Here is a 12,130-nt window from a genome sequence, read left to right on the forward strand (position 1 = left end):
CTCAAACTCGAAAGAGCACCACTATTACTTCATTTAAGCGCCTTGATTAAGTCCTTTTAAATTTTCGCTGAGTGGTTAATTATTTAATGGAATTGGTATAAATTCTTTTTAGAGCATTAATTATGCATAACTGGTGAGTTCTTTATCGCAAATTGGCTGATAAAATTGTAAAATCCGCGTCTATTTAATTTTATTTGTTCCCCTAATTTCCTTGAGCACATATCTGCTGCTTGCAAAATTACGCTTAGGGCAGACAAAACGTACTAGGTACATTTCAAAAGTCTATGCAACACAAGCACATACGTAACTTCTCGATTATCGCCCATATTGACCATGGTAAGTCCACACTTTCAGATCGCCTAATTCAGCACTGTGGTGGTCTAACTGAACGTGAAATGTCGGCTCAAGTTCTTGACTCAATGGATATTGAGCGTGAACGTGGCATTACGATCAAAGCTCAGAGTGTCACACTCAATTACAAAGCTAAAGATGGTGAAACTTATCAATTGAATTTCATCGATACACCGGGACACGTAGATTTCTCCTACGAAGTGTCGCGCTCATTAGCAGCATGTGAAGGTGCTTTATTGGTAGTTGATGCAGGTCAAGGGGTTGAAGCGCAAACGTTAGCGAATTGCTATACCGCCATCGATTTGAACATGGAAGTGGTACCGATTTTAAATAAAATCGATTTGCCTCAAGCTGAGCCAGACCGAGTAGCTGAAGAGATTGAAGATATCGTTGGTATTGATGCTGTGGATGCGGTGCGCTGCTCAGCGAAAACAGGCATTGGTATCGAAGACGTATTAGAAGTGATTGTGCGTCAAATTCCACCACCAGAAGGTGACGTGGATGCACCGCTTAAAGCATTGATCGTAGACTCTTGGTTTGACAACTACCAAGGTGTTGTCTCCTTGGTGCGTATTGTTGAAGGTGAGCTACGTAAAAACGATAAAATTAAGATTATGTCTACCGGTGTGGTTCATCAGGCAGACAAGGTCGGTATCTTCACGCCTAAAGCGACCGATACCGGCATTTTACGTGCTGGCGAAGTTGGCTTTATGATTGCGGGCATTAAAGAAATTCATGGGGCGCCAGTGGGGGATACCATCACGCTTGCGCGCACACCTGCTGAAGAAGCTTTACCTGGTTTTAAAAAGGTAAAACCTCAGGTTTATGCTGGACTTTTCCCGATCAGTTCTGATGACTATGAAGACTTTCGTGATGCTCTGTCTAAGCTAAGCTTGAATGACGCTTCGTTATTTTTCGAGCCTGAAAGCTCATCTGCACTAGGCTTTGGTTTCCGAATTGGTTTCTTAGGCATGTTGCACATGGAAATCATTCAGGAACGTTTAGAGCGCGAATACGATCTTGATTTGATCACCACGGCACCGACTGTAGTGTATGAAGTGGTCACGACTGATGGTGAAACATTATACGTCGATAACCCTTCTAAACTGCCTCCGGTAAACTCAATTGATGAAATTCATGAGCCTATTGTTGAAGCGCACATACTGGTGCCTCAAGAGTATTTAGGTAGCGTTATTACCTTATGCGTCGATAAACGTGGCGTACAAACCAATATGACCTACCACGGTAAGCAAGTAGCAGTGACCTACGAACTACCTATGGCTGAGGTGGTGATGGACTTCTTTGATAAATTAAAATCAACCAGTCGTGGTTTTGCATCACTTGATTACAATTTCAAACACTTCCAAACAGCTGAAATGTCTAGACTGGATATCCTAATCAATGGTGAGCGTGTTGATGCTTTAGCCATGATTACACATAAAGACAACGCGCAAACTCGGGGGCGCGAGCTGGTGGAGAAACTTCGAGAGTTAATTCCGCGTCAAATGTTTGATATTGCGATTCAGGCCGCGATTGGCAACCAGATTGTTGCGCGTAGTACGATTAAACAGTTACGTAAGAACGTTATCGCCAAGTGTTATGGTGGTGATGTGAGTCGTAAAAAGAAGCTTCTTCAGAAGCAAAAAGAGGGCAAGAAGCGCATGAAGTCAGTTGGTAACGTTGAGCTTCCACAAGAAGCATTCCTTGCTCTGCTCAAGGTAGGTAAGTAAATGGCAAATTATTTCTCTTTGTTCTTAGTGGTATTGACACTCGCATCGGGTCTTATTTGGCTTGCAGATTCATTAATGTTCGCCCCTAAACGTAAAGAACGTGCAGTGGTGGCTAAAGACGGTACGGCAGTGACTGGCGACCCTCAAGAGCAAACCTTGCCTTGGCTAGTGGATACGGCTCAGCAGATTTTCCCGGTGATTGCGTTCGTATTGGTATTGCGCTCATTTTTGTATGAACCTTTTCAGATCCCCTCGGGTTCGATGATGCCAACCTTGTTAGTGGGTGACTTCATTCTCGTTGAGAAGTATGCGTATGGGGTTAAAGACCCAGTTTTTAGAAGTAAGTTTTGGGATACAGGTGCACCTGAACGAGGCGATGTTGCCGTGTTTAAGTACCCTAAAAACCCCAGTCAAGATTATATCAAGCGGGTGATTGGCTTGCCGGGTGATACAGTTATTTATCGAAATAAGCAATTGTTTGTCAAACCTGCATGCGACACAGGAAAAGATTGTCCAGCGATTGAGCCTGTTGAGCTTAACTTTGTCGATCGTGGTGAGGCGTATCAAAACTTTGTACCCTTAGAAAAATATCAAGAGAAACTGGGTGACGTGACCCACAGCATCTTTCGTTTACCGAGCAATTTGAACCGCACCCAAGATTATTATCAGCAACCGGGTACACAAGCTGATGAGTGGATTGTTCCACAAGGGCAGTACTTTATGATGGGCGATAACCGCGACAATAGCCTAGACGGACGTTTTTGGGGTTTTGTACCGGATGCAAACTTAGTAGGTAAAGCGGTAGCGATTTGGATCAGCTTTGAGTTCGACCGTGCCCCAAGCAGTTGGGTGCCAAGCTGGATCCCGACCGGTGTGCGCTTTAATCGAGTAGGTAGCATTATTTAGATGCAGTTGATTGACCCTTACAAACCTTTATATAAAAAGCTCGGCTATGAGTTTCAGGATCCTAATAACCTTACTATTGCACTAACCCATAGAAGTGTTGGCTCCAATCACAATGAACGCTTAGAGTTCTTGGGGGATGCTGTGCTCGGGCTTGTTATTGCAAAAGCACTTTTTGAGCGTTTTCCTAAACAGCCAGAAGGCAACCTAACACGCATGCGTTCTAGCCTTGTAAAAGGCGATACACTGGCTGAAGTCGCTAGAGAATTTGCATTAGGTGATTTGCTGCTGCTTGGCCCGGGAGAGCTGAAAAGTGGCGGGCACCGACGTGACTCGATATTAGCTGACGCCGTTGAAGCAATCATAGGTGCTATATATCAAGAAGTCGGTATGCAAGGCTGTGAGCCTTTGATTTTAGCTTGGTTTACTAAGCGCATTGAGGCACTTAACCCAGATGCAACGCCTAAAGATGACAAGACGAGGTTGCAGGAATATTTACAAGGCCGTCAGTTGCCCTTACCTGAATATGAAGTCATTGATATTAGCGGCAAGTCTCACGATCAAACATTTACCGTTAAATGTACGGTAGCTGGGCTGAATTCGCCCATCATAGGTCGTGGTAAAAGTAGACGCCGCGCAGAGCAGCGTACGGCAAAGCAAGCACTCGAGAATCTAAAAAATGTCTAATAGCACTTATTGTGGAATGATTGCCATCGTTGGCCGTCCAAATGTTGGTAAATCAACGTTACTGAATGCGCTTCTAGGGCAAAAAGTAAGTATCACGTCGCGCAAACCACAAACTACGCGACATCGCATTATGGGCATTGATACCGAGGAAAATCGGCAAGCTATTTATGTAGACACACCGGGTCTGCATATAGAAGAAAAGCGCGCCATTAACCGTTTTATGAATCGCGCAGCGTCGAGTTCTATTGCGGATGTGGGTTTAGTGTTGTTCGTTGTCGAAGGCACTAAATGGAATGAAGACGATCAAATGGTGTTGAACAAGGTTATGCATAGCAACGTACCTTGTTGGTTGATCGTTAACAAATCTGACAATGTGAAAGACAAAGAAGTATTACTGCCGCACTTAAAGTGGTTAGGTGAACAATACGCCTTCGATAAGATCATGCCTATTTCTGCCAGAAACGGTAAAAACGTCAATGAATTACGAGAGATGGTGAATGAGTCGTTACCTGAAAGTGAGTTTTATTTTCCAGAAGACTATATTACTGACCGTTCCAGTCGATTTATGGCCGCCGAGATCATTCGTGAAAAATTGATGCGCTTCACGGGTGATGAATTACCTTACTCAATTACTGTTGAAATAGAGCAATTTATGATGGCCGACAACGGAGTTTATCGTATCAACGGCTTAATCTTAGTTGAGCGAGATAGCCAAAAAAGTATGGTAATTGGTAAAGCAGGCCAACGCTTGAAAACCATCGGTGCTGAAGCCAGAAAAGACATGGAAAACTTATTCGACAACAAGGTATTTCTAGAGCTTTGGGTCAAAGTGAAATCAGGTTGGGCAGATGATGAGCGTGCATTGCGTAGTTTAGGTTATGGCCAAGACAACTAATCCGTCTTTCCTACTAGTACGTAGTACTTAAAAATTCATATCACCACCAACCTTATTGAAATGTGTTTTTGAGGGAGTAAATCATGCAGCCATTAAGTCAGATAAGACGCGAATATAGTCAAGGGCACCTTACTGAAGGATCCCTGCTGAGCGATCCCTATTTGCAGTTTAATCTGTGGATGGGAGACGCTGTTGAGGCTGGTTTACCTGATCCCACCGCGATGACAGTTGCATCGGTAAATGACCAAGGCCAGCCTTCGCAACGCATCGTTCTACTGAAAGACGTAATTGGTGGTGATTTCGTTTTTTACACCAATTTGGGAAGCCGAAAAGCCCAAGACATAATGTCTAATAGCAAGGTTTCTTTGCATTTTCCTTGGCATATTTTAGAGCGTCAAGTGCATGTGCGGGGCACAGCTTCACTTGTGCCGCGAGATGCGGTGCAAAAATATTTTTCATCTCGGCCTATATCCAGTCAGCTCGCTGCCTGGACTTCGAAACAAAGCCAGCCAATCGATAGTCGTGAAGCACTGCTAGCGCGATTCGAAGAAACAAAAAATACCTTTTCAAATAAAGATATTCCAGCGCCTGAGTTTTGGGGAGGATTTAAAGTCACCCCGCAGGAAATCGAATTTTGGCAGGGTGGTGATCATCGTTTGCACGATCGATTTGTGTTTAGCCGTAACGTTAGCCATGAAAACAGTGCAAATTGGTCCGTTCAACGATTGATGCCATAGCCAGTTGCCACTCGTGATTGATAGTCACTGTCATTTAAATTTTTCTGCTTTCAACTCTGATCGCAAGCAAGTACTTCAAACGTGCACCGAACGCGGTGTGAGCTCATTAGTCATCCCCGGTACTCAAGCGAATTCATGGGATAATCTTATCTCTCTTTGCAAGCGCTCTACTCGACTTAACTTCGCCTTGGGGTTGCATCCCTATTTCTTAGATGATTATTGTGAATCTCACTTACAACAGTTAGACGAACTATTAACGCTGCAAAAAGGGCATGTGGTTGCGGTGGGTGAGATTGGCCTAGATTTCAGCTTGTCGATTGATAGTGATTTGCAAGAGCAAGTATTTGCTGCACAGATATGCTTAGCCGAGCAGCATGATCTTCCGATTATTGTGCATCACAGGCGCTCGCACAACGCTTTGATCCGAATACTAAAGGAGAAATGTTTTGGCAACGGCGGCATCATTCATGCGTTTTCCGGCAGTTTTCAAGAGGCACAAACCTATATCGAACTTGGGTTTAAGTTAGGGGTTGGAGGCATCATTACTTACCCTAGAGCGAAAAAGACCCGGGCGGTCATTGCTAAAGTCCCCCTTACTAGCCTCGTGTTGGAAACCGATGCCCCTGATATGCCTATTAATAACAAGCAAGGGCAACGCAATAGTCCGATTTATTTGCCGATTATTTTAGAAGCACTTCAGGCATTGCGTTGTGAATCTGCTGAAGTGGTAAAACAAGCCTGTTGGCAAAATACCCTTGATATATTAGCGAATATCAAACGTTAGGTTATTGATTTCTTTTCTCTACGTCATTGGGATGCATGTAACGGCGGTAACGAACTTTATAGAAAACACGGGTGATCAGCAGGGCTGCCAGTGCGGCTAACATACCTAATACCTGCGTTTGTTGACGTAACTGACTTTGGTATTCACTGTGTAACGCCATCACACTTTGTTCGTTCAGTAATAAACGAACATAGCCATATATCTGTTTCTCGACGCGTATGTCTTTAACGAAAACAAGCGGGGTATCGTGTCCATCGTCTAGGTATTTTTCGACAATTGTGTTTACTGTGCCTTGTTGGGCAACTTGCTGACCGTACTGATCGTATACCGCAACGGCTTCAACATGTGGGTCGTTCATGACAATTGAAAGCAATTGCTCAATTCTTGCCGTATCGTTGTCGATTAAAGGTTGGGCAATAATTTTGCTACTGATCAACCCTAAGCTATTGCCTAATTGAGTACGCTGCTTTTGTTGCCAGTCCTGAGCGTTATCCTTATCTACAAACCAGAGGTTAACAAACAACAATACCATTACGATCACAATGATCAGATTAACGATACGCTTGAAAATTGAGTAGCGACTATGAATATGTAAGTCGGCTGTATGTAGAAGTGATTTTGCCATGCTCATATTGCGAGACAATAAGGTAAGCGCACCGTTTTGCCAAGAAATTTCGTGTGTTAACCATTAAATACAGTCCAAATTGTTGATTATTTTACCGTTCAATGTGTCGGATTTTAATGAATGCAGCAATTACTTCGTTAGTTGTGCATTTCTCTACAGCGCAAGCGTTGAAACAGACTAGAGAACGCTATATCTTTATCACGCTATCTCTTGGGCATAATAGGAAGACTATGATATCTGTTAAGAATCTGTCGAAAACGTTTGGCGATTTTTCTGCTGTAGAAGATTTAAATTTTGATATTAAGCCAGGTGACATTGTTGGTTTCTTAGGACCAAATGGTGCTGGCAAATCCACCACCATGAAAATGCTCACAGGCTTCTTGCAGCCAAGTCAGGGCGATATAAATGTGTTTGACATGCCAATCACTCAACAGGCGAAACGTATTCAAGAAAGAATTGGCTACTTGCCTGAGGGCGCACCTGCCTACGGGGATATGACAACCTATCAATTTTTGAAATTCATTGCTGAAGTACGCGGTTTTAAAGGTACTGAAAAAGAGCAGCGTATCAGGAACGTTATACAAAAAATTGAGTTGCAAGAGGTCGTCAATAGACCAATAGAAAACTTATCGAAGGGCTTTAAACGTCGCGTGGGCTTAGCCCAAGCACTTATTCACGATCCTGATATTTTGATATTGGATGAGCCCACCGATGGGCTTGATCCTAATCAAAAACACCAAGTGCGTGAATTAATCACCCAGTTAGCGAAAGATAAGATTGTCATTATCTCTACGCATATTTTAGAAGAGGTGACTGCGGTGTGTAATCGGGTGATGATCATCGCCAAAGGCAAGCTGTTATTTGATGACACGCCCTTACGTTTGCAACAACGCTCTCGCTATTATCAAGCGGTCACTATTCATTTAAGTTACCTTGCAGATATTTCTGGTTTGGCTGAATTAGAGGGAGTTGCAGAGATGGAAGTCGAGCAAAAAACCGGCCATGTGACCCTCTTTCCCGAGCCGGGGCAACATATACTGCACGAGATCACCGCTCATGTTCAACGGGCTAAATTACCCGTAGATACCTTGTTTATCGAGCAAGGACGTTTAGATCAAGTCTTTAGAGATTTAACTACAGAGGTTGCTTAGTTGTGGCGCATATTTTTATTTTGTTTAAACGTGAGTTTGCAGGCTATTTCGCCTCTCCTGTAGCTTACGTATTTATCGGGATCTTTCTTGTATTGTCTTCAGTGTTCGCCTTTTTTATCGGGGGGCTCTATGAGCGCGGTCAAGCCGATTTACTGGCGTTTTTTAACTTTCATCCCTGGCTATATTTGTTCCTAGTACCTGCTATTGCTATGCGCAGTTGGGCTGAGGAACGTAAAAGTGGCAGTATCGAATTATTGATGACCCTTCCTGTCAGCACGTGGCAGGCAATGTTAGGTAAGTTTTTAGCCGCATGGAGTGTGTTAGGTTTAGCATTAATGCTGACGTTTCCATTGTGGTTAACGGTGAATTATCTCGGGCAGCCTGATAACGGTATCATTGTCGCTGCTTATCTGGGCAGTTGGTTGATGGCTGGCGCCTTTCTTGCGATTGGCATGTGTATGTCTGCATTGTCGAAAAATCAAATTATTGCATTTATTCTGGCCATCGTGGTGTGTTTTGTTTTTGTGGTCAGTGGCAGCTCTATTGTACTTGATGCATTTAAGGGGTGGGCGCCGACATTGCTACTCGATACAGTGGCGTCTTTTAGCTTTTTGACACATTTTGAGGCCATGGCAAAAGGTGTGATTGCACTAAGTGATGTAGGGTATTTTTTAATTGTTACCGCAGCGTGGTTGTATGCCGGTCTGCTTATTATTGAACAAAAGAAGGCGGATTAACCATGTCTACTCGATTTACCACCTGGTTAAGTATGCTATTTATCGCAATTTTGTTTTGCGCTCTGGTGTTACTCAATAATCAATTGCTCAGCGCTTATCGTGTTGATTTGACTGAAAACAAGGTTTATTCACTGTCACAAGGTAGCGAACAAATATTAACGGAAATCGATGAGCCGCTAAATTTGTATTTTTTCTTTTCTGATAAAGCGGCAAAAAATATGACGACTTTGCGTAATTATGCCGCCAGGGTACAAAGTTTACTCGAGGAATATGCTGAGCGCTCGAATGGTAAGATTAAGCTTCATATTCTTGACCCCGAACCTTTTTCTGAAAAAGAGGATAAAGCTGATCAGTTTGGCTTAACCGCAGCCAATATTGGGACTGCAGGTGAAGCGGTTTATTTGGGGTTAGGGGCAACAAACGCACTAGATGATCAGCAAGTCATCGCGTTTTTTGACCCTCAGCAAGAGCGGTTCTTAGAATATGAGATCAGCAAGTTAATTTATCAGTTGGTCAATCCTAAGCAAGTCAAAGTAACGCTATTGACCGATTTACCCGTAGGCGGTGGGCAAAATCCTATGACAGGGGAGTTTGAACAGCCGTGGACCTTTTATACCCAGCTACAGCAATTATATGTCGTGGATAAAATTGCCAGCGATGCCACTGAGCTTCCCAAAGGCACGGATGTACTAATCGTTGCACACCCGAAAAACCTTAGTGAAGAGCTGTTGTTTTCCATTGATCAGTACGTTATGCAAGGAGGGAGGGCACTAATATTTGTGGATCCGCACAATGAATCAGATCAAATGAGCATGTTAACTGGCGCGGGGATGGGAGCAAATAGCTCTAACTTAGCCCGCTTGTTCGATGCTTGGGGCGTTGACTTTGACCCGCAATATGTATTACTTGATGCCTATGCGGGATTAGACGTGCGCACCCAAACTGGGGATGTCGCAAGGCATTTTGGTTTCGTGGGGCTTTCTCCAAATGAGCTAAACGCTACAGACGTGACGACCTCTAATTTAGATTTGATTAATGGTGCGTCTTTCGGCATTTTCAAGAAAAGCCCTAGGTCAGGGCTGCGTTGGAATGATCTTATTCACTCAACGGAAAATTCAGACCTTATCGATAGTGCGCAATATGCGCAAACACGTGAGCCACTTGCGCTTAGTCAAGCGTATAAGAGTGACAACAAGCAATATGTGCTTGCCACAAGATTAACAGGAAATGTTAAGTCGGCGTTTGAACAGCCGCCAGAAGGTATTCAAAGTGAAACCTTTGAGCAAAAAACGAAAGATATGAATGTCATTTTGGTAGGGGATACAGACCTACTTTCTGATCGTTTTTGGGTACAACAGTCTTCATTTTTTGGCCAGACAATCACCACGCCGTTTGCGAATAACGGAGATTTCGTCACTAACGCGGTCGAAAACCTCGCAGGTAGCAATGCGTTAATTAGTATTCGGAGTCGTGGCACGTTCGCTCGCCCATTCGATAAAGTTGAGCAACTTAAGCTCGTTGCTGAGCAGAAATTTCGTGAACAAGAAAAGATACTTCAACAACAATTAGATGAGACTGAATCGCAACTCAGTCAGTTGCAGGAACAACAAGGAGAAGGAGGCGCGTTGGTGATTTCATCTCAACAGCAACAAGCCATAGATGACTTTATGGAACAAAAAATACAAATTCGTAAATCGCTACGAGAAGTGCGCCATCAATTAGATAAAGATATCGAAAATTTGGGTAACCTTATTAAATTTGTCAATATTGTCGTTGCTCCATTATTACTTGTCCTGCTGCTTATGGGAGCAAGACGCTTATTGCGCAGTCGTTACAACCCGAATAAAGCGTTTTCGGTTGCTAAGGAAGGTCAAGCATGAATCGCTCTTTAGTTGTTCTTGTAGCAATGACAATATTGGCATGCGGGGCGGGGTATTGGTTATTGCAAAGTAACCTAAACTCACAAGATAGCGTCCAGAAAGCACTTCCTTCGTTGAGTGACAGCGCCGCGTCGGTTGATCGCGTTACCTTGACTAATGCAACTGGGGTCTTGCTTAATGCCAGACGTGATGGCGATCGTTGGCAAACAGAAGTATACAGCGATGACAGTACGCAAATCGGTATGTTTCCGGTAGAACGTGAAAAGCTTGCCAACTTAGTCAATGCGTTGGCACAAGCTGAATTGATTGAGCCTAAAACAAACAAGAAAAGTAATTACCACCATCTTGGTTTACAAGATATTTCTGCAAATGACAGTTTGGCTACCTTGGTTACCCTCGGAGGTAATGGTAAGTCATGGCAAATCCTAGTGGGAAATCATTCTTCCATAGGCAATAAAAGCTATTTACGTCAACCTAAGCAAACGCAAGCATGGCTAAGCGATCGTACCGTCGATTTACCTTTGACCAACAGTGAATGGTTACAGCAACCTATTTTACCCTTCGACGAAACAGACTTGTCTAGCATTTCTCGTATTGATGGCGATGCTTGGCAAATTGTAAGAACGGAGCCCGACGAGGGCTTTGTTTTAACAGGCAGAGGAGAGAATCAAGCACTAAAATACGCTGGTGTATTAGATGCCATTGCACTGAATGTAGCTGGGCTACATTTCGAGCAACTTATGCCTCTATCATCGCTAGAATGGGAAACATTGGACCCTATGGTTATGCTTGATGTTAGTACTGCTTATGGTCACGCATTTCGTATTGAACTGGCTCAGCAACAAGACAGCGCATACCTGCGCATTAGCAACGCGACTCCGAGGGATTATTGGGCTAATTGGATTTATAAGGTTGCTAAGTTTAATGCAGAACAGTTAAATAAAAACTTAGCGGATTTTTTACTTGAAAAAGCACAAGAAGAGGCGCAACAGCCAATTCGTTCCTACCCTATAGACGAAGGAGAGTCTCCGAGGTAGGGCATCATTTTTAGCGAGCAGCACGTTTTACGCTTTGGAATGTGTCATGCGCAGTTGTTGCATGACATCTTTCCAGTAGGCTGGACCTAATTGGCGCGCCTTATCAATATTTCGTTGAGGAATGTTCTCAGGATTAGGGTAGGTTTTCAGTACCCGTTCGACGCTTTTCTCCCGTAAAATATGTAAAATCGGATAGGGCGCTCTATTGGTAAAGTGAGACAAGTCCTCAAGCGGTTCACCTTCAAAATAATAATCTGGATGAAAGCTCGCTAGCTGAAATTGCCCTCCGTACCCACTTTTGTCAATCAGCACTTGGCTCATATCAACTAAGTCTAAATAGTCATCGAAGTTGGTAAACGCACAACTGAATATAATCAGGCTAGTCTCTATTTGTGCGTCTTGCTCTAGCTTTTGTAATTCGCTTAAAAACTGCTCAGTGGCATCGTTTAACGAATGCACGTCACTGACGGTATACGCAATTGTATTTCGTTCAAATTCGCGTTTTGCAAAAGGGCAGAAATTATGTCCAATAATGATGTCATTCAACCAGGTGCGAACGGCTTGAATGACATCACTGTGAGGCGCTGGGATATTCACGTGCGGCTGATATACC

The 12,130-nt window shown here is 43.5% G+C and carries 12 protein-coding genes; 10 read left to right on the forward strand and 2 right to left on the reverse strand.

Translation table 11 applies throughout. The annotated features are described in order from the left end of the window. Positions 1-284 precede the first annotated feature (284 nt). The 6 genes from lepA to FX988_RS18640 all read left to right on the forward strand — a co-directional run bounded on the left by lepA (position 285) and on the right by FX988_RS18640 (position 6,087). Positions 285-2,081, forward strand: a complete 1,797-nt coding sequence (gene lepA, locus FX988_RS18615; protein ID WP_160181580.1) for a translation elongation factor 4 — start codon at positions 285-287, stop codon at positions 2,079-2,081. Beyond that, on the forward strand, positions 2,082-2,987 hold the full coding sequence (lepB, locus tag FX988_RS18620; RefSeq protein ID WP_160181582.1) for a signal peptidase I: 906 nt from the start codon (positions 2,082-2,084) through the stop codon (positions 2,985-2,987). Next, the gene (gene rnc, locus FX988_RS18625; protein WP_160181583.1) at positions 2,988-3,671 is read left to right on the forward strand and encodes a ribonuclease III; all 684 of its coding nucleotides are present in this window, start codon (positions 2,988-2,990) and stop codon (positions 3,669-3,671) included. Next, the gene (gene era, locus FX988_RS18630) at positions 3,664-4,566 is read left to right on the forward strand and encodes a GTPase Era (protein ID WP_160181585.1); all 903 of its coding nucleotides are present in this window, start codon (positions 3,664-3,666) and stop codon (positions 4,564-4,566) included. The genes rnc and era overlap by 8 nt, the downstream gene beginning before the upstream one ends. Positions 4,567-4,649: 83 nt before the next feature. Continuing rightward, positions 4,650-5,303, forward strand: coding sequence for a pyridoxamine 5'-phosphate oxidase (gene pdxH / locus FX988_RS18635; protein ID WP_160181587.1), 654 nt, complete (start codon positions 4,650-4,652; stop codon positions 5,301-5,303). Positions 5,304-5,316: 13 nt separating this feature from the next. Continuing rightward, complete coding sequence (locus tag FX988_RS18640) at positions 5,317-6,087, forward strand: TatD family hydrolase (protein ID WP_160181589.1); 771 nt, start codon at positions 5,317-5,319, stop codon at positions 6,085-6,087. A 1-nt stretch (position 6,088) separates the two neighbouring features. On the opposite strand, the gene FX988_RS18645 is transcribed toward FX988_RS18640, so the two are convergent. Beyond that, on the reverse strand, positions 6,089-6,712 hold the full coding sequence (locus tag FX988_RS18645) for an AhpA/YtjB family protein (protein ID WP_254700662.1): 624 nt from the start codon (positions 6,710-6,712) through the stop codon (positions 6,089-6,091). A gap of 230 nt (positions 6,713-6,942) precedes the next feature. Between FX988_RS18645 and FX988_RS18650 the strand changes: the two genes are divergently transcribed. From FX988_RS18650 to FX988_RS18665, 4 genes are read left to right on the forward strand one after another with little or no spacing between them, the layout of a single operon-like run. Further along, positions 6,943-7,863 (forward strand): ABC transporter ATP-binding protein, encoded by a 921-nt coding sequence (locus FX988_RS18650; RefSeq protein ID WP_160181590.1) that lies wholly within the window; start codon positions 6,943-6,945, stop codon positions 7,861-7,863. Positions 7,864-7,865: 2 nt separating this feature from the next. Beyond that, on the forward strand, positions 7,866-8,600 hold the full coding sequence (locus FX988_RS18655; protein ID WP_160181591.1) for an ABC transporter permease: 735 nt from the start codon (positions 7,866-7,868) through the stop codon (positions 8,598-8,600). Between the two features lie 2 nt (positions 8,601-8,602). Continuing rightward, complete coding sequence (locus FX988_RS18660) at positions 8,603-10,480, forward strand: GldG family protein (protein WP_160181592.1); 1,878 nt, start codon at positions 8,603-8,605, stop codon at positions 10,478-10,480. Continuing rightward, positions 10,477-11,517, forward strand: coding sequence for a DUF4340 domain-containing protein (locus FX988_RS18665; RefSeq protein ID WP_160181593.1), 1,041 nt, complete (start codon positions 10,477-10,479; stop codon positions 11,515-11,517). The genes FX988_RS18660 and FX988_RS18665 overlap by 4 nt, the downstream gene beginning before the upstream one ends. Before the next feature lie 27 nt (positions 11,518-11,544). Here the strand turns inward: FX988_RS18665 and FX988_RS18670 are convergent, their stop codons facing one another. Then, positions 11,545-12,114, reverse strand: coding sequence for a DUF1415 domain-containing protein (locus FX988_RS18670; RefSeq protein ID WP_160181594.1), 570 nt, complete (start codon positions 12,112-12,114; stop codon positions 11,545-11,547). Positions 12,115-12,130 lie beyond the last annotated feature (16 nt).

The sequence above is a fragment of the Paraglaciecola mesophila genome, from assembly GCF_009906955.1.
GTDB lineage: Bacteria > Pseudomonadota > Gammaproteobacteria > Enterobacterales > Alteromonadaceae > Paraglaciecola > Paraglaciecola mesophila_A.